The following is an 18281-nucleotide window of genomic DNA, read 5'->3' on the forward strand; positions in this document are numbered from 1 at the left end:
TGAGAGGGCATGGGTGGCGTGCGTTCACGTGCGACGTGTCAGTCGGTGTGCTCCAGGCGCACCGCGCCCGTGCTGAGGCAGGACAGCAGCGTCCGGGCCTGGACGTTGACGTAGTGCCCGTGCGAGGTGAGCGCACTGAGCTGGTCCTGGGTGCACCACCGGAATCCGGGCGGGGCATCCAGTGGCGCCACGGCTTCGTCGGCCTCGACGAACATGTAGCGGCTCTCCGCGTACAGGAAGCGCCCGCCCTCCTCGGAATGCACCGCCTCGTAGCGGACGCGTTCGGGGGAGGCACTGAGCACCTCCTCCAGGAAGGGGGGCCGCTCAGCGGGGTCCAGGTGGTCCCAGTTCCCCGGAGTGCACTGCACGGTGGGGCCGAGCTCGATGGTGTCCAGGAAGCCCGCCTCCGCGCGGGCCCGCACCAGCAGGTGCACGACGCCGTCGATGCGGCGGAAGAGGAAGGCCGCGACTCCCAGGCCGACGGGTTCGAACAATGGCTGCGACCAGGCCGGCACTTCGCGGCTGCCCGCCTGCACGGCGACCGCGACCACACGGAAGAACCGGCCGTCGGTCCGGGCGAGTGTGTCCTCGCCCCGCTCCCAGCCGTCGATGCCGGAGAGGGGGACGAGCCGGGTCACCACGTCCTGGCCCGAACGCTCGGTGGTGATCCAGGACTGGAACTCGGCGTCGGAGTGCAGCGCCCGTGGTTCGACGTCCCCGGCGGGAAGGCAGGCGAGCACGGTCCGCGCGTCCATGTTGACCACGTTGTCCTGCCGCAGCAGCTGCCCGATCTGACCAAGCGTCAGCCAGCAGAAGTCGTCGTGCTCCGCCACGTCGCCGACGGCCTCGACGAGCATGTTGCGGTTGGCCTTGCGGTAGAACCACGAGCCGTGCTCCGACTGGCGCACGTCGTAGAGGATCCGGCCCCGGTCGGGCCGGGTGAAATGCTCCAGGTACCGCACCTGCGCGCCCTGGTGCACCCGCAGGTAGTTGCTCCGGGTCGCCTGCACGGTGGGCGACAGCTGGAGCAGATTGCGGTTGCCGGGTTCCAGCTTCGCCTGCATCAGGAAGTGCAGTACGCCGTCGAACTCCTTCACCACGATGCCCAGGATCCCGGCCTCGGGCTGGTTGATCGTCGGCTGCTCCCAGCGGTGGAAGGGCCCCTCGGAACTGGTGACGGACAAACCCTCCACCGAGAAGAACCGGCCGCTGCGGTGCACCAGGTTTCCCGTGTCCTTCGCGAAGGACCATCCGTCCAACTCGGCGAACGGAATGCGCTCCACGGCGAAGTGATGGGCCTGTGTGCGCTTTTCGAGCCACTTGGCGACGTCTTCCGTGCGCAGGCTGTGCCCCGTGTCCCGCACGCTCGCCGACCTCGCCAGCCGCTCTCGCAGGTCGTGTTCCGTCCGCGGGCGAAGCCGCGTCGTCGCGTTCATCCCGTGCCCTCCCCAGGTCCGGTGAACAGCGGCCTCATCCGGAGAGGGCCACTTCCATGACGTACTGGCCATAGGGCGACTTCGCCAGCCGGCTGCCGAGCCGGTAGCAGGCGTCGCGGTCGATGTACCCCATGCGCCAGGCGATTTCTTCGAGGCAGGCGATCCTCACGCCCTGCCGGTGCTCCAGGATCTGCACGTACTGCCCGGCTTCGGTCAGGGCGTCGTGGGTGCCCGTGTCCAGCCAGACGAAGCCGCGGCCGAGCGGTATCAGCGTGGCTTGGTCGCGCTCCAGGTAGGTGCGGTTGACATCGGTGATCTCCAGCTCGCCCCGCTCGGAAGGCCGCAGCCCCCGGGCGATGTCGACCACGTCGTTGTCGTACAGGTAGAGCCCGGTGATCGCCATGTTGGTGCGCGGCTGGGCGGGCTTCTCCTCGATCGAGATGAGCTTTCCCCGCTCGTCCACCTCGCCGACGCCGTAACGCTCCGGGTCGCGCACCGGGTAGCCGAAGAGGACGCAGCCCTCCACGTTCTGAACGGCCCGGTACAGCAGACTGCCGAACTTCGGGCCGTGGAAGATGTTGTCACCGAGGACCAGGGCGACGGAGTCGTCGCCTATGTGGTCGGCGGAGACGAGGAACGCGTCCGCCAGACCACGGGGCTTGTCCTGCTCGGCATAGCTCAGCGAGATGCCGAGTTCGGATCCGTCTCCCAGCAGAGCCCGGAAGTTCTCGACATCGTGCGGCGCGGAAATGATTTGTATATCGGTGATTCCCGCGAGCATCAGCACCGAAAGCGGGTAGTAGATCATGGGCTTGTCGTAGACGGGGAGCAGTTGCTTGGAAACGCCGATCGTAATCGGATGCAGCCGTGTTCCGTGCCCACCGGCAAGGATTATCCCCTTCATGCTGCTCCCCTTTGTTTTTTTCATGTCGATTCAACGGACATCGGCATCAATGATCACTTCCAGACAGTACGGATACAAGCCATCTGCAGTCACATGATCGTCAATTTACTGTCAGATTTCTGCAGGCTTGCCGATGGATTTCTGGGAATGAATCGGGTGGAAAACCCAAAGGGCGAGCCAGCACCCCGTGCATGGGAACGGTGTGTGATCGACTCGCCCCGCTGGGCGTGTAGGCAAGAGGGTCGCCCCTGAACTCCGCCCGTTTCGGTGCCGGAGGAAGCCGGCCCGGAGAAGGCCGGCGGTGGCAAATGAGGAATTAGACGTTCCGGCTCATGACCCGGTCGACGGCGATCTCGATGACCACCGGGTTGGGCGGGTTGAGCCAGTCCTTCTTGTAGCGCTCGGCGTACCTGCGCGACCCGTCCGCCAGGCGCTCGGCGTCGTCGAAGACCGTGCCGGTGCCCTCAAGCGTCACCCAGGAGGAGATGTTGTCGCGCTGGCACAGGGAGACCCGCCCGCCCGGCACCTGGATCAGGTTCCGGGCCTTCTTCGACATGCCCACCGTCATGACCCGGGCCAGCCGCGCCTCGCCGTCCCAGGTGAAGCTGACGGGCACCGAATGCAGGGTGCCGTCGGGCCGCAGAGTGGTGAGAATGCCCTGGCCGTCCGCCGCGAGGAATTCCTCGATCTCGGGGCTGAGGGGCCAGCCCTGCGTGTCACGGTGACCCGCAGGCATGACGCCCACCTTCGGCTTGTGTGCGGCATCAGTCGTCATTGATTTCCAACTCCTTGAGGCAAATCGTCGGCGGCCCCGTGTGCGGCGTTTTCCGGTCCATCGGTACAGGAAAGTGCATCCGCCACCGAATTCGGCAGAAATGTCCATTTCTGCCGTCTGTGGGGGCATTCATCGGCTATCGTTTCCGTCGCCCGGCCGGGGGCGATTTTCGGACGGCGCCAAGATTTACATAGTGGCGCATGCGACAGGGGAGCGCGTTCAACTGCGAAATACCGCGCTTGCACACGTACGGCCTTGAACATTGCATGATCCAGCCCGTTGTGATCATAGTCGCCGATGTCGGCGGGTCGTTCTCGTACCGAATAAAAGATTTGACAACGCGCTATACCGGGCGACGGAAGAGCCTGAAGTCCACCGGTATCGGCCGTGACCGCCACGCACCGAACCCCGGCGCTCGTGGACGCGCCGACCGAGCAGAGGAGAGCCCCCCCATGAAGAGACCGGTAGTGGCGGTCACCGCGGACGCGGTTCCAGCGAACTGGGGCATCTGGGGCACCATTCCGGCGGCCGTGCAGCCCTGGGCCTACATCGCCAGGGTGACCGAGGCGGGCGGCTCACCGCTGCTGCTGCCACCGGTACCCGAAGCCGTCGAGGACGTGATGGAGACCGTGGACGCGCTCCTCATCACCGGCGGCGGCGACATCGACCCCGCGCGTTACGGCGCCGAGCGCGACCCGCACACCTTCCCGCCGGACAAGCTGCGCGATGTCACCGACTTCGCCGCCCTGGCCGTCGCCGAACGGCGCGGCATCCCGGTGCTCGGCATCTGCCGCGGCCTGCAGGTGATCGCAGTGTCCCGGGGCGGGACACTGCACCAGCACCTGCCCACCCACGGTCCCTCCGTCCCGGGCCGGCACACGGACCGCGAGATCAAGGTCCTGTCCGAATCCCTGCTGGGGAGCGCCGTCGGCGCCGTCACCAGCGGAAAGTGCCACCACCACCAGGGCCTGGCCACGGTCGGCGAGGGACTCGTCGCCACCGCCTGGGCGGAGGAGGACGGTGTCATCGAGGCGGTGGAGGACCCGTCCGCGCGCTTCCTGGTCGGGTTCCAGCCGCATGCCGAAGAGGGCAGCTCCGAGATCACGGGCCTGTTCAAGGCCTTCGTCAACGCGGCGTACTGAGTGGCGTACTGAGCGGTCCATGCGGCGGACTGAGGGGCGCCCTCGACCGGCCGCGCTCAGCCACCGGTGCTGATGCCCGGAAACCGAATACCGCCGCTCGGGCGGTCACCACAGGCCCTCACCCTGTGGTGGCCGCCCTTCGGCGTGTCCGGGGCCGGGCCCCGGACACGCCGGGGTCAGGCCGGCGCGGGCAGGTCCACCCGCGCGAGCTTCGCCGGGTCGACCACCGCCCTGATCTCGGTGATCCGGTCGTCGGTGACGGTGAACGCGAGCAGCGCCATCGGAGTGCCGTCCTCGTGCCAGGAGAGCACCCCCGGAAGCCCGTTGACGAGCACCGGCCGGCCCAGGGCGGCCGCGCTGGCGGACAGCCGGGCACCGGCCGCGACCTCGGTGGCGCCGAGGGTGACGACCGTACCGGCCGGGGTGTCCACGGTCAGCTTCACCTCGGGGTCGAGCACCCGCAGCAGCCCCTCGAAGTCGCCGTCGCGGGCCGCCGCGAGGAACGCCTGGACCACGGCGCGCTGTTGGGGTCCCGCGGCCCCCGGCCGCTCGGTCGCCTGCACCTTCCGGCGGGCGCGGCTGGCGAGCATCTTGGCCGAGTCGGTGGACTTGCCGAGGATCTGGCCGATCTCGCTGAACGGCACGGCGAACAGATCGTGCAGGACGAAGGCGAGCCGTTCGCTGGGCCGCAGCGAATCGAGGACCACCAGGAGAGCGAGCGCGACCGAGTCGGCCACCTCCGCGTTCTCCTCGGGAGCGGGCCCGGCGTCGAGAGCCACCTCCAGCTCGGGCAGCCGGTCGTCGTAGGAGGCCTCCGGACGGGCCTGGCGCGAGCGCAGGACATCGAGACTGATCCGGCCGACCACCGTGGTGAGCCATCCGGTGAGGTTGTCGATGGTCGCCGCATCCTGGCGGGAGAGCCGCAGCCAGGCGTCCTGCACGACATCCTCGGCGTCGGCGTGCGATCCGAGCACACGGTAGGCGACGGCGCGCAGCCGGTCGCGCTGGGCCTCGAACGCCTCGGCCACGGAGTCTGTCGGGCGGGTGTCGGACATCTTGTTACCTTCCTCGGTCCTGCTTCGTCATAAGGAGTGAGAGCACAGGTAATCCGATCAGCTAACCCGATGAAGGAGCAAGGACCATGGAATCCCGCGTCAAGAACGCCAAGCTCAGCCCCGACCTCTACTCCGCGATCCAGAGCCTGCACAAGGCGATTGCCGCCGGTGGCGTCGACCAGAAGCTCCTTGAGCTGGTCCACCTGCGCGCCAGCCAGATCAACGGCTGCGCGCCGTGCGTCTACGCGGGTATCGCCGGGGCGAAGAAGGCCGGCGAGACCGATGAGCGGCTGCACAGCGTCGTCGCCTGGCGCGAGTCGCCCTTCTACACCGACGAGGAGCGCGCGGCGCTGGCGCTGGCCGAGGCCGCCACCCGCCTCCAGGACGGCGCGGCGGGTGTCACCGACGAGATCTGGGACGCCGTTGCCGACCACTTCACCGAGGAGCAGCTCAACGCGATCATCCTGGAGATCGCGATGACGAACTTCTTCAACCGCATCAACCGCACCACCCTGGAGCCGGCGGGCAACACCTGGTCCTGACTCCGGGCCGGAGGCGTCGCCCGGGTATGCCCCGACGGCGCTCCGGTACGGCGGCACGGCGGTCGCACCCATCGGGACCACTGATCGTCGCCGCCATGTCCGCGTGACGCGCACGACGCTTCACCGGACAGGCAGCACATTTGGCGGGAGGCCCCCAGAGACGTCGAAGTTTCTGGGGGCCTCCGTCTCGCGCGGCGCCGACGGCACGACCGGCCGCCGCGGCGAGCTGAACGGCGGTACCTCGACCCGGGCCCACGGCCAAGCCGCCGCCCCACTCGCGCGCTCCCGGCACGCTCCGGAGCCGGTGCCCCCCGACCCGTGCGGCAGTACCTGCCTCGCCCGCGGAGGGCACCACACGCACCCCGCATCAGCGGGGCAACCACGCGCTCACCGGCGCGAGTCGGGCAGGACGCGGTCGAGGCCATCGCAACCCCCTGCACCGTACGGCCGCGGGGACTTCGACGGCGCGGGTCCTGGGCCCGCGACCATGAGGGTGGGAAACGACGGCATGGCAAACGATCACCCGGAGGGCGTCCGCGCCTCGACAACGACCCGGCAGCCCACCGGCACACCCGCCGCCTCCGCGGCGACCGCTCCGCCCACGCGGCGCGCCACCGACCGCACGAGGGCGAGCGCGCCCCCGGCCGCCCCCGCCGACGACACCAGGACATCCGCCCCGGCCGGCCCCAGCCACCGGCAGATCCTGACCATCCTCAGCGGTCTCATGCTGGGCATGTTCCTGGCCTCGCTCGACCAGACGATCGTCTCCACCTCGATCCGGACCATCGCGGACGACCTGCACGGGCTCGACCAGCAGGCGTGGGCGACGACCGCCTACCTGATCACGTCGACGATCACAACGCCGCTCTACGGCAAACTCTCCGACCTGCACGGGCGCAAGCCGTACTTCCTGGCCGCGATCTCGGTCTTCATCGTCGGCTCCGTCCTGTGCACCTTCGCCACCTCGATGACCGAGCTGGCCGTCTTCCGCGCGGTGCAGGGTATCGGCGCCGGTGGTCTCATGTCCCTGGCCCTGGCGATCATCGGCGACCTCGTGCCGCCTCGCGAACGCGCCCGCTACCAGAGCTACCTGCTCGCCACGTTCGCCGCCTCCAGCGTCGCGGGCCCGCTCATCGGCGGGTTCCTCGCCGGGCAGAGCAGCATCCTCGGCGTGGTCGGCTGGCGGTGGGTGTTCCTGGTCAACGTGCCGGTCGGCATCATCGCGTTGTTCGTCGTCGCCAAGGTCCTCAACCTTCCGCACACCCGGCGCGACCACCGCATCGACTGGTGGGGCGCGCTCACCATCGTGCTCGGCGTGGTGCCGCTCCTGCTCGTCGCCGAGCAGGGCCGTGCCTGGGGCTGGGGTTCGGCGCGGTCGCTGGCCTGTTACGGCATCGGCGTGGCCGGCATCATCGCGTGGATCTTCGTGGAGCGGAGCATGGGCGACGACGCGCTCATCCCGATGCGTCTGTTCCGCAGCGGCATCTTCAGCAAGACCAGCCTGCTGGCCGTGCTGGTCGGCGCCGGCATGTTCGGCGGGATGCTGATGATCCCTCAGTACCTGCAGATCGTGAAGGGCGCGAGTCCGACCCGCTCAGGCCTGCAGATGCTGCCGCTGATGGTCGGCCTGATCGTCGCTTCCCTCGTCAGCGGCCGGCTCACCTCGAAGACCGGGCACTACAAGATCTTCCCGGTGGTCGGCAGCGTCTTCATGGGTGTGGCCCTGCTGCTGTTCCACTTCCAGGTGCAGTGGGACACGCCGCTGCCCAAGACGATGGCGTTCATGGTGCTGTTCGGGCTGGGGCTCGGCGCGGTCATGCAGACGCTGGTTCTCGTGGTGCAGAACGGCGTGCCGCCGCAGGACATGGGTGTGGCGACGGCCTCCTCCACGTTCTTCCGGCAGATCGGAGGCACCCTCGGTACCGCGGTCTTTCTCTCCATCATGTTCAACAGCGTCGGTGACAAGATCGCCTCGGCCTTCAAGTCGGCAGCGCAGACGCCGGAGTTCCAGGCGGCGCTGCACGACCCGGCCGTGCTGCAGAACCCGGCCAACAAGCCGGTGCTCGACCTGGTGAACAACCCCGGTTCGGGCGGTTCGGCCGCGCTCAACGACTCCTCATTCATCCAGAATCTGGACCCGCGCCTGGCCGTGCCCTTCAAGGAGGGCTTCGCCGACTCCATGCAGGGGGTCTTCCTCCTCACGGCCGGGGTGATGGCGCTCGCGTTCCTGACCGTCCTGTGGACCAAGGAGGTTCCGCTGCGCAATGTGTCGGACCCGCAGGCGCCGACGGCCGAGGAGGACCAGGCCGACGCGACCGCGGTACGCGGCACGTCGGGGCCGGTACCGGCGAAGTAGCCCACCGGGGTCGGCCCGAGAACGCGGAAATGGCCTGACGCCGGCTGCTGGCAGCCGGCGTCAGGCCAGTCCTGGAAGTGCGGGGGCAGGGGCTCAGGCCGTCGCCCCGGCCCTTTCCGCTCTGGCCTTCCGGGAGGTGGCGAAGAGGCGGTAGACCGGCCGTTCCAGCACCGCGTACACCATCCAGGAGAACAGCACGGCGATCGCCGTCAGCATGATCTCCAGCCCTATCGTCTGCGGTATGGAGTACAGGTCGTGGCCCAGCAGTTTGCGCCCGTACTGCAGGACGAGGAAGTGGCACATGTAGAAGGCGAAGGACACCTCGCCCAGCCACACCATCGTTCTGTTCCGGAAGACGGTGAACTCGCCCTTGACGTCCTTGGTGGCGGCCGCGGCGATCAGCAGCGCGATCGGGATGATGGAGACGGAGCGCTTGGCGTAGAGCATGTCCACGTTCTGGGAGACATACCAGCTGACCGCGACCAGGAAGGTCGACCAGATGAGGCCGATGTTGCGCCAGCGGCCCCGCATCACCGCGTGCGCCACCAGCATGCCGAGGGCGAAGTCCAGCAGCCGGACCGGCGGCAGGAAGACGGCGACCCAGTACTGCGTCACCGAGGCGTCCCCGGCCGACGCGGTCTGGTCCGAGGTCATCTGCGTACCGTTGCCGGGCAGGAAGGTGTAGGTGAACCACGGCGTCAGGATGATCGCCGCCGTCACACCGGCGATCCAGTACTTCAGGTGCTCGTCCCGGATGCGGACGAACAGCCGGTGCAGCAGCGGGAAGCAGAGGTAGAAGATGAGCTCGCACGCCAGCGACCAGCTCACCGGGTTCACGCTGTACATGTACGCGAAGTCCGGCTTCCACACCTGGACCATCAACACGTTGGCGATGGCCACCCGGGTCGGGGTGTAGGTAGAGGCGAACAGGATCAGCGCCAGGGCCCACGCCAGCACGTAGTTGGGGTAGATCTTGACGAACCGCCGGCGCCAGAAGGCGGGGGCGGTGTCCTTCGTCCGTGCGGACCAGGTCAGCACGAAACCGCTGAGGACGAAGAAGAAGGCCACGCCCAGCGCGCCCGCGTTCTCGGTGAACTTGGCGAGATCGGACGCCGCCCCGTCGGATTTCAGCAGACGCAGCTGGGGAAGCGCCAGACCGACATGGCTCAGGAAGACCAGGAACGCGGCGGGGAACCGCAGTCCGGTCAGGGAGGGCAGCCGCGAGAGAGCGGGGCGCTGCCCCTGCTCTGACGACCCCTCAGTGGGCGACTCGGTAATGCCGTGCGTCATGACCAACCTTTCAGTTGGATGGGGACGGGGGGTGGCAGCGACGAACCACCGCTCAACCGCGTCGCGCGGTTCGCGGCGGTCGCCGGGACATACGGGCGACATGGCTGTCGCCGGGGACGGTCAGAGGGCCGTGCCGAACCAGCGCTCCAGGGCGTCGCGGAGTTTGCCGCCGCCCGGTGCGGCCCAGGCGACGTGTCCGTCGGGGCGCAGGAGTACGGCTTCGGGGTCGTCGCCTGTGGGGTTGTCGGCGGGGACCCAGCTGCCGCTGACGACGTCGACGCGGTCGGCCCAGCCTTCGGCGAGTTCGGCCGCTTCGCGCGAGTCGCCGGTGGTGATCAGCACGCCGCGGGCGGTGTGGAGCAGCTCCGCGATGCGGGTGCGGGTGCCGTCGGCGAGCGTCAGCTCGCGGTCCGGCGAGAGGCGGAAGCCGAGGAGGGGGTGGCCGGTGGCGCCCATGTCGTACTGCACGTCGAGGCCGCTGACCTGGCCGGCGAGGTGGCGGGCGACGTCGGGAGAGGTGACGAGCTCGCGCATCACCGCACGCAGCGGCTCCATCTCATCGCCGGTGAGGTAGAGGCGGGTCTGGGCGCGGGTGTTGCGCATCAGCTTCTCACCGACCGGGTGCCGCTCGGACTGGAAGGTATCCAGCAGGCCCTCGGGCGCCCAGCCGTTGATGGCCGCGGCCAGCTTCCAGCCCAGGTTCACCGCATCCTGCACCCCCACACTCATCCCCTGCGCACCCGCCGGCATATGAATGTGCGTGGCGTCCCCGACCAGGAAGATGCGGCCCTTGCGGTACTGGGAGGCCTGGCGGGTGGTGTCGGTGAACGCACTGATCCACCGCACCTCCGCATGATGCAGCGACTCCCCCGTCATCCGCTGCCACGCATCCGCCACAACCTCGAACGTCAGCTGGCTCTTGTCCTCATGCGGACGCAGCTTCTCGTCATGGATGACGATCCGGTCGACACCGTTCTCCAGATTGAACGCCATCACCATGCCCCCGGGCACCTGCTCCCCGATCGGCCGCTGACGCACCCCCGCACCGACCAGATCGGCCATGTACATACCCCGGGTGGCATCCCAGCCCGGGAAGTCGATCCCCGCGCTCTTGCGGACGATGGAGCGGGCACCGTCACAGCCCACCACGTACCGGGCCTCGGCCTCGCCCGGCCCGTCAGGGCCCTCGAAGGAGACCACGACACTGTCCTCGGTCTCCCGGAACCCGGTGACCTCGTGGTTGCGGTGGACCTGCACACCGAGCTCGCCCAGCCAGGCCTCCAGGATCTCCTCGGTACGGAACTGCGGCACACCCCGCACACTGAAGTGGTTGTCCTCCAGCCTGGAGAAATCGATCCGCACCCCCCCGAAGTGGCCCTGCGCCCACTCGACGTCACCGAACCGGGCCAGCAGCCCCCGCTGATCGAAAACCTCCGCGGCACGCCGGGTGAAACCCACACCACGCGACTCACCACTCGGCGCGGGCAACCGGTCATAGACCGCCACCTCCACACCACCCAGCTTCAGCTCACCGGCGAGCATCAACCCAACCGGACCGGCCCCAACCACTATGACGTCATGCTTCATTGGTTTCTCCTCCCCGTTGATCGCACCGTCTACTGTGCGAGAAAACCGAGCAGCTCACGGGAGACCAACTCCGGGTCGTCCTCGGCGAGCCAGTGCAGGGACTTGTCCACCCGCACCATGCGTACGTCGGTCGCGATCTGCGACAGCTGCTCCTGCACCTGGTCGTACTGGGTGGGAGCCGCGAGCGCGAGCAGCGGCAGCGACACCTTGTCGTAGGTCTTGAGGTCCTCGATGTCCTGGTGGTACGCCTGGTACCAGCCGTTGGCCGCGCGGATGCCCTCCGGTGTGTCGTACGCCCGCGCGTAGACGGCACGGTCGAAAGCCGTGACGGACTCCGGGTCCTTGAGGGAATTGCTGTACAGCCAGTCGATCAGGTGCCAGCCGCGGCCGGCGAAGACCTGCTCCGGCAGGCCCTGCACCTGGTTGAACGCCACCCACCACATGTTGAAACCGGTACGGGGGCGCCGCAGCATCGGCCGGTCGTAGTACGTCTCATCGGGGTGGACGACATCGAGCAGAGCCAGCCGACGTGTCGCTTCGGGATAGTTCGCGGCAAAGCTGTAGGCGACCATCGCCCCGAGGTCGTGACCCACGATGTGGGCGCTTTCGTACCCAAGTGAACGGATCAGCTCGTAGACGTCGCGCGCCATGTTCTTCTTCGTGAACCCGTCCGAAGGCTTCAGCTCGTCCGGAATTCCAATGCCCCGATGGTCTATCGCGACGACCTTGTAGTGTTCTGCGAGCTTCGGCATCAGCTTCCGGAATGCCCACCATGTCTCCGGCCACCCGTGCAGCAGGACGACGAGGTCTCCGGTGCCGCCCACGACGTAGTGCAGCTGCGTTCCATTCACGTTAGCGAATTCGCTGCGGAAGTCTCCGTCCAGTGACCGCGCCAGTTCTGCATTGTCCGGCACTGCGGGGGCCTCGATAGCGGATTCATTCGGCATGCAGTTCACCCATCCCCTTCATCGAATTTTCTCGACTATAGCTAGAACCGGTGGTGTTCAACCTTGGTGGAGTGATGGTTGAACAGTTTCCGTAATCCGCTCGACTTAGCCGCGATGATTCGCCAAGCTGGGCAATGCAAGGAGCGGCGGAATTCGCCGCGCCGACGGGGAGGAGTTCACTTCATGGGCAGACTTACTGACAAAACGGCTCTGGTAACCGGTGCAAGCCGGGGCATCGGACGAGGTATCGCCCGACGACTGGCGGGAGACGGCGCCCTCGTGGCCGTTCATTACTCGACCGGTGAGACCGAAGCCAAGGAAACCGTCGAGCTGATCAGCGCGGAAGGCGGGCGTGCGTTCACCGTGCGCGCCGACCTCGGCGAGCCCGACGAGGTCACGGAGCTCTTCGAGGTGCTGCAGCGGGAGCTCAGGGAGCGGACCGGTTCCGCCGCCCTGGACATCCTGGTCAACAACGCGGCGTACGGCGGCCAGACCGCGCTGCCCGAGGACGTCACCGTCACGGAGCTCGACAAGTACCTCGCGGTGAACGCGCGGGCGCCGTTCCTGGTCGCCCAGCAGGCGCTTCCGCTGCTCTCCGAGGGCGGACGCATCGTCAACATCTCGTCGGGGATCACCCGGAGCGCCCAGCCCGACATGATCGCCTACGCGATGTCCAAGGGCGTCATCGAGCAGCTCACCCTGCATCTGGCGCGCCACGTCGCCGAACGCGGCATCACCGTCAACAGCGTCGCGCCGGGCCTGACCGACAACGGCAAGCCGATGTTCTCCATCCCGGCTGTCGTGGAACGCCTGGCCGAGCTGTCCGCGTTCAAGCGGGTGGGCCAGGTCCAGGACATCGCCGACGTGGTGGCGTTCGTCGCCTCCGACGAGGCGCGCTGGATCACCGGCAGCTACATCGACGCCAGCGGCGGCACGCTGCTCGGCTGATCCCGGATCCCGACTCCGTACATGTGCCGGGGCCCGCAGCGGTTTCACCGCTGCGGGCCCCGGCATTTTCTTCCGTCCTACGCGGCCGGCTCACCGAACCATCGGGTGAGAGCGGCGCCCAGGTCACCGCCGTCCGGCGCGGTCCACGCGACGTGCCCGTCGGGCCGCACCAGCACCGCGTCCGGCAGCGGCAGCGCGCCCGGCCTGCCGTCGTCCTCGTCCGCCACCCACGTGCCGCGGACGGTGTCGACGCGGCCGGACCAGCCGTCCGCCGTGTACGCGGCCCCCGGACCGGTGATGAGCACGCCGCGTGCGGAGTGCAGCAGCTCGGCGGCGCGCCGAACAGTGCCGTCCACCGTGATCCGCCGGTCCGGCGACAGACGCAGCCCCAGCAAGGGGTGCGCCGCCTCCGCTCCGGCACCCATGTCGTAACGGATGTCCACGCCGGAGACCTGACCGGCCAGCTGCCGTGCGGCCGCCGGGATCTGGGCCAGCTCGCGCAGCACGGCGCGCAGCGGCTCCATCTCCTCACCGCTGAGGTAGATCAGGGAGGCGGCGAGGGTGTCACGCAGCAGTCGCTCTCCCACCGGGTGCCGCTCCGAGTGGTAGCTGTCCAGCAGCGCCTCCGGCGCCCGGCCGCCCGTCACCGCGGCCAGCTTCCAGCCGAGGTTGACCGCGTCCTGGATTCCCGTACTGACGCCCTGGGCCGCCAGCGGAGCGTGGTCGTGGGCGGCGTCACCAGCCAGGAAGACCCGGCCGCTGCGGTACTGCTCGGCCTGGCCCTGGGCGTTGGTCAGGGCGGCCATCCAGGTCGCGCTGCCGTGGTGGATCGAGTCGCCGGTCATGCGCTTCCAGGCGTCCGCGACTTCCTGGAACGTCGGCTCGCTCTCGCCGTGGTGCGGCGGGACATCGGGCTCGTGGACGACGATCCGGGAGACGCCGGGGCCCAGGGTGACCGAAAGGATCATGCCCCCGCCGTCGATGTGCCGGCCGATGGGGTTCATCGGCAGCTCGACACCCACCACGTCCGCGAGGAATATGCCGCGGGTGGCGGGCTGGACGGGGAAGGCGATGCCGGCCAGCTCGCGCACGGTGCTCTTGCCGCCGTCGCAGCCGACCAGGTACGAGGCGGTGTCCTCGCCCCGGCCGTCCGGCCCCTCGAACACGACGGTGACCGACTCGTCGTCCTGCCGCAGGTCGAGGACCTGGCAGCCGCGCCTCACGGTCACGCCCAGCTCCTCGACCCACTTGCCGAGGGCCTCCTCCGTGTGGGACTGGGCCAGCCCCATCACGCCGTAGTGGCGGTCCGGCACCTGGTCGAAGTCGACGCGCACGCCGCCGAAGTGGCCCTGCTTGCCCCAGCGGAACTCACCGAGCTTTTCCAGCAGACCGCGCTGGTCGAGGACTTCGGCGGTACGCCGGGTGAATCCAAGCCCGCGGGACTCGCCACTGGGCGCCGCCAATTTGTCATAAACAATGACGTCCGCGCCGCCGAGCTTGAGCTCCCCGGCAAGCATCAGCCCGACCGGTCCCGCGCCGACAACAATCACATCTCGGCCCATGGTTGTACTCCTTGCGGATGGGGCGAATAGAAGACGTCCAGTGAATCCTGCAGTGCACCCAGGAATCAATGATTTCGCACCACTTGCCCAAACATCGATGCGGGCGACGTTTGTCAATGCCGCAAAATCGCATACCGCACCCACATATTTGCGTACGCAAGCATCAAGAGTATTGCTGGGCCGCAATGTCGGATTTGTTCTCCGTTGGTAAAGCGTTCGACTCCGGATTGTCCGCCGTTGAACGGGTGTACATACTGTTTTCAACACTGCTATGAAGCCCGGTTGGGCGAGTGTGGCGATCCAGGAAAGGCAAGGAGGTATCGGCAAAGGGAGACCGACCAAGCCGGACCCCTTGCGGAGTAATTGCGACAGAGCGCTCCAAGGGGGCGCATGGAGACGATCCGCCGATTCCCGCGAATTCGGCACCGCTGACCGCCCCGCACGGTCGGTGCCTTCTATTGACAGGCCGTTCATCGTTCAAGAGCTTTGAGAAGTATGGCGGGTACGGTCAGGGGTGTACATCGATGTGACTACAGATCTTGGACAGATACGTCAGCGCTACGACAGCAGGAACTGCGAGAGGCGTAGGAGATCTTGGTACCGCCACATATGGAGTCCATTCGCGTACTCTCGGTAACCATCTTCTCTCGGTGTCAATCCGAGTGAGGGCGGGGCTGGTCTGCGTGGGGCGGTATCAGGCTGCGGTTCAGATTCCGGAGCGGCCCGGGAGTGGTTTATGAGCAGGTGAGGGTTCCCGCGGAGTCGCGCTGGCCGCAGGTGAGTGTCTTGGTGAGGGTGGCGGTGCTGATGGGCAGACCTGCGGCGGTGCGGTCGATGCCGATGAGGGTGACCACCACGTGCTCGCCGGGGGTGAGGTGTCCGGCGGCGATGGTTTCCGTGACCGTGATGGCCTGGGTGCCGTCCTTGAGGGGAACAGTCGTCTCCCCGATACCGGCCTCAAGGCCCGGGGCCTCCGACTCTCCGATCACCGTGGTGGTTGCTCCCACGAACGCGCCTTCGTTGCGGGTGTTCGCCAGGACGTTGAGCTGGATGGGGCCGTTGAGCATGTTGCGCAGGGTGAGGACTCTGGTCAGGTCGAGAAGAGTAGGTGCCGCGTGAGCGGTGGGGACGACGACGAAGGTGCTGGTCACGGCCAGGGCAGTGGCGCCGAGCAGCACCCCTGCCCGCGAGCTGTGGGTGAGGGAAGAGCGAAGGGGCATGGGGTGTCTGCCTTTCGGTCTACGGGTGCGCCTCGGCGGGGAGGTGCCGGAGCGGCACTCAGTGGGGGAGTCCGCGGTGTTGGTCACCGGTACTGCAGGATTTCCACATCGGCCCCTGCTGGACGGGCGTTCACGAGGGAACGTAGGTGAAGTCCGCCGACGCGGTCAGTGTCCGGCCGGCCGCCGTGGCGATCTGGACGGCCTCGGCCTTCTGCCAGGCGGGCATCGTGAAGGTGACGGTCGAGTCGTCGACCGCCTTCACGTCGTTCCCCTGGAGTCCGCTGAACCCGGTGGCGGTACGGGTGCCGACGAGCACGGTCGTCGTGCTGGACAGCCCGGCGCCGGTGAGGGTGACCGTATAGCCGCCCTTCGTGGAGCCGGTGGCGGGCGACACCTTGGTGATCGTCGCAGGAAGCCGGGTGAGGGCGACTGTGGACTTGACGAACTTCGCGGTCACGAAGTGGTCGCCGTCCATCGTGACCGTGAAGGCCGCAGGCCGCGTGGACTGGATCTTGCCGTCGACGGCCCAGTAGTCGAGCTTGTAGCCCGCTTTGGCGTAGGCGGTGAGGGTGACCTGGTCGCCCTTGTCGAACAGGCCGGTCGCCGCGGGCGTCACCGTACCGCCGTCGGTGTTGCTCGACGCCCCGGTCAGCGAATAGCGGGCCGGGACCGCACTCGTCGACGAGGCGCGGTAGCCGGCGAGGACGGGACCGGTGAGGTTCATGACGCGTACGCAGTCGGCCGGTCCCGGCTTGCCGAGCGGAACACCGCGCGGCTTGCCGTCGTACGTCTGCAGTGGGTTGGAGAACCACAGCTTGGTCTCGCACTCGTCCTCGTCGTCGCAGGCCATCGTGTAGCCCATGATGTCCGTCCACGTGCGGTCGGTGGGAAGGAAGCCGTGGTTGTCCGGGTAGTACGGGTTGTAGTTGCCTGCCTGGTACCCCTCTTCGCCCGGTTCGATGGGGTCGGTGTGGTAATCGTGGTTCAGGCCGAAGTTGTGGCCGATCTCGTGCGCCAGGTGATACGTGCCGAGGGTGTCGGACTGCTGTGCGCCGAAGGCCTGGCCCTCCGTGCTGTACGACGGTCCGGTGGCGGGCTTGGGGATGGGCAACGTCGGTGTGTTGGCGATGCCCGCGGTGTAGGTGGTGCCGGCGGCGGGAGTGAACTGGGTCAGCACGTGCAGCAGGTCAGCGCCCTTGTCCTCGCGCATCTTGCGGGCACCGACCCCGAAATCACTGGAGTACAGGGCGTCTTTCGGGTCCGACAGGGCGCTCAGCATGCCCTCCAGATCCTTGTCGTCGCCGTCCCACTCCTGGGTGGCGAAGGTCCCGACCAGGTTGAGCCGGGCGCTCACCGTACTGTCGGCATATGCCTTGTTCGCCCCTTCCACGGACGCCTTCACCTTCAGGTCCAGCGCCGCGGCACCACCCGTGGTGTGACGAACCGTCGCCGGTGTGTAGCCGATGAGCAGATCGATGACGGGTGCTGCGACGGCCGCGCGGGGAAGCGGCTTGAGCCGCGGTGCCGCGGGGCCGACCGGGGGTGCGATCCGCCGGATGTCGTCCTTGAGGGAAGCCTGCCGGTGTGACGGGAGCCGGCGCACGGTGGAGACACCGGGCTGGTCGGCGTCGATGGTGTACTCCGCAGTGCCCAGATGCACCTCCCCGGCCACCCGGGGAACCCCGCTCCCGCAGGCGTTGTCGGCGGCGAGGATCACCGGCAGGTCGGGGTGGCCGACGACGTGCCCGGCCCACAGCAGGGTGCCCTGCCGGTCCCGAGAAACCTTCGCGGCGACCGCCTCCACCTGGGTGCCTGCGGCGAGACGGAGGGTGCGGCGGTCGGGCTGTGCCCCCTGCCGGGCGCCGCACAGTGCGCGGAAGGCACCCTGCGGCCATTGAATCTGGTCCGCGCCGGCCTGTCCGGGCGGTGCCGTGGCGCCCTCGTCCGCCGGGACGGTCGCCGCCACGGCGGCCGGCAGGGCGGTGGAGGTGAGCGCGGCGGCGAGGAGCGCGGCGCCGAACAGATGCCAGGGACGGGGCACGGAAGGTCTCCTCATGGAAAGCGTCAGTGATCAACGCCCCCACATTCAGATACGGCGGCCATCGCGGCACGGCGGCAGCGGCGGACGGGTGGCGCCCAGATGGAGCAGCCTTCCCGGGCCACAATGCCGCGGGTTGCCCTGCCGCTACCCCACCACCGGCCTGGGGCAGGAGGTCACCCGTGGGCTCCCGCCAGCGTCAAGCCCGCCTCCGACGCCCGAACAGCAGACGGCGGTGAACGTGACACGGTCCGGGGGCATCTGCTCCAGGCCGACGGCGCCTGCACACCCAGCGCACCCACCCCGAAATCAACACCCCGCTCCACCCCGCGGGGGCGGGTCAGTCTGGAGTGGTGCCGGTGAGGACTGCGAGAATGGCGAGTCGGGTGCGGTTGTCTCGGCCTGTTTTCGTCATCAGGGTTGCCACGTGCGTCTTGACCGTGGTGGCTTCGTGCACTTCAAGCGACAGCATTTATCCA

Annotated in this window: 14 protein-coding genes; 4 read left to right on the forward strand and 10 right to left on the reverse strand. The window is 68.1% G+C overall.

Translation table 11 applies throughout. The annotated features are described in order from the left end of the window. Positions 1-38 precede the first annotated feature (38 nt). The 3 genes from OG965_RS40870 to OG965_RS40880 all read right to left on the reverse strand — a co-directional run bounded on the left by OG965_RS40870 (position 39) and on the right by OG965_RS40880 (position 3115). A complete protein-coding gene (locus OG965_RS40870; RefSeq protein WP_331723722.1) occupies positions 39-1436 on the reverse strand; it encodes an NDP-hexose 2,3-dehydratase family protein in 1398 nt (465 codons plus the stop codon). A gap of 34 nt (positions 1437-1470) precedes the next feature. After that, the gene (gene rfbA / locus OG965_RS40875) at positions 1471-2340 is read right to left on the reverse strand and encodes a glucose-1-phosphate thymidylyltransferase RfbA (RefSeq protein ID WP_331723750.1); all 870 of its coding nucleotides are present in this window, start codon (positions 2338-2340) and stop codon (positions 1471-1473) included. A gap of 316 nt (positions 2341-2656) precedes the next feature. After that, the gene (locus OG965_RS40880; protein ID WP_331723723.1) at positions 2657-3115 is read right to left on the reverse strand and encodes a pyridoxamine 5'-phosphate oxidase family protein; all 459 of its coding nucleotides are present in this window, start codon (positions 3113-3115) and stop codon (positions 2657-2659) included. 452 nt (positions 3116-3567) lie between these two features. On the opposite strand from OG965_RS40880, the gene OG965_RS40885 reads away from it, so the two are divergent. After that, positions 3568-4257: a gamma-glutamyl-gamma-aminobutyrate hydrolase family protein gene (locus OG965_RS40885; RefSeq protein ID WP_371657224.1), complete on the forward strand. Its 690-nt coding sequence runs from the start codon at positions 3568-3570 to the stop codon at positions 4255-4257. A gap of 176 nt (positions 4258-4433) precedes the next feature. Here OG965_RS40885 and OG965_RS40890 read toward each other — a convergent pair whose 3' ends face one another. Continuing rightward, the gene (locus OG965_RS40890) at positions 4434-5312 is read right to left on the reverse strand and encodes a sigma-70 family RNA polymerase sigma factor (protein ID WP_331723725.1); all 879 of its coding nucleotides are present in this window, start codon (positions 5310-5312) and stop codon (positions 4434-4436) included. Between the two features lie 86 nt (positions 5313-5398). Between OG965_RS40890 and OG965_RS40895 the strand changes: the two genes are divergently transcribed. Further along, positions 5399-5854 carry a carboxymuconolactone decarboxylase family protein gene (locus OG965_RS40895; protein ID WP_331723726.1) on the forward strand — a complete coding sequence of 152 codons (456 nt, stop codon included), beginning with the start codon at positions 5399-5401 and terminating at the stop codon, positions 5852-5854. Between the two features lie 733 nt (positions 5855-6587). After that, positions 6588-8210, forward strand: coding sequence for an MDR family MFS transporter (locus tag OG965_RS40900; protein ID WP_371657229.1), 1623 nt, complete (start codon positions 6588-6590; stop codon positions 8208-8210). Positions 8211-8303: 93 nt separating this feature from the next. Here the strand turns inward: OG965_RS40900 and OG965_RS40905 are convergent, their stop codons facing one another. The 3 genes from OG965_RS40905 to OG965_RS40915 all read right to left on the reverse strand — a co-directional run bounded on the left by OG965_RS40905 (position 8304) and on the right by OG965_RS40915 (position 11938). Then, positions 8304-9500 carry an acyltransferase gene (locus tag OG965_RS40905; protein ID WP_331723727.1) on the reverse strand — a complete coding sequence of 399 codons (1197 nt, stop codon included), beginning with the start codon at positions 9498-9500 and terminating at the stop codon, positions 8304-8306. A gap of 120 nt (positions 9501-9620) precedes the next feature. Next, the gene (locus OG965_RS40910; protein WP_331723728.1) at positions 9621-11087 is read right to left on the reverse strand and encodes an FAD-dependent monooxygenase; all 1467 of its coding nucleotides are present in this window, start codon (positions 11085-11087) and stop codon (positions 9621-9623) included. Between the two features lie 29 nt (positions 11088-11116). Further along, on the reverse strand, positions 11117-11938 hold the full coding sequence (locus tag OG965_RS40915) for an alpha/beta fold hydrolase (protein WP_371657225.1): 822 nt from the start codon (positions 11936-11938) through the stop codon (positions 11117-11119). A 279-nt stretch (positions 11939-12217) separates the two neighbouring features. Here OG965_RS40915 and OG965_RS40920 point away from each other — a divergent pair, with 279 nt between their 5' ends. Next, the gene (locus OG965_RS40920) at positions 12218-12982 is read left to right on the forward strand and encodes an SDR family oxidoreductase (protein ID WP_331723730.1); all 765 of its coding nucleotides are present in this window, start codon (positions 12218-12220) and stop codon (positions 12980-12982) included. Positions 12983-13059: 77 nt separating this feature from the next. Here OG965_RS40920 and OG965_RS40925 read toward each other — a convergent pair whose 3' ends face one another. The 3 genes from OG965_RS40925 to OG965_RS40935 form a co-directional block, all read right to left on the reverse strand. Then, entirely contained in the window at positions 13060-14544 is a 1485-nt protein-coding gene (locus OG965_RS40925; protein WP_331723731.1) for an FAD-dependent monooxygenase, read from the reverse strand. 734 nt (positions 14545-15278) lie between these two features. After that, positions 15279-15764, reverse strand: a complete 486-nt coding sequence (locus OG965_RS40930) for a hypothetical protein (protein ID WP_331723732.1) — start codon at positions 15762-15764, stop codon at positions 15279-15281. A 130-nt stretch (positions 15765-15894) separates the two neighbouring features. Then, positions 15895-17805, reverse strand: a complete 1911-nt coding sequence (locus OG965_RS40935; RefSeq protein ID WP_331723733.1) for a zinc-dependent metalloprotease family protein — start codon at positions 17803-17805, stop codon at positions 15895-15897. Positions 17806-18281: the final 476 nt, after the last annotated feature.

Origin of the sequence: Streptomyces sp. NBC_00224 (assembly GCF_041435195.1) — a bacterium.
GTDB lineage: Bacteria > Actinomycetota > Actinomycetes > Streptomycetales > Streptomycetaceae > Streptomyces.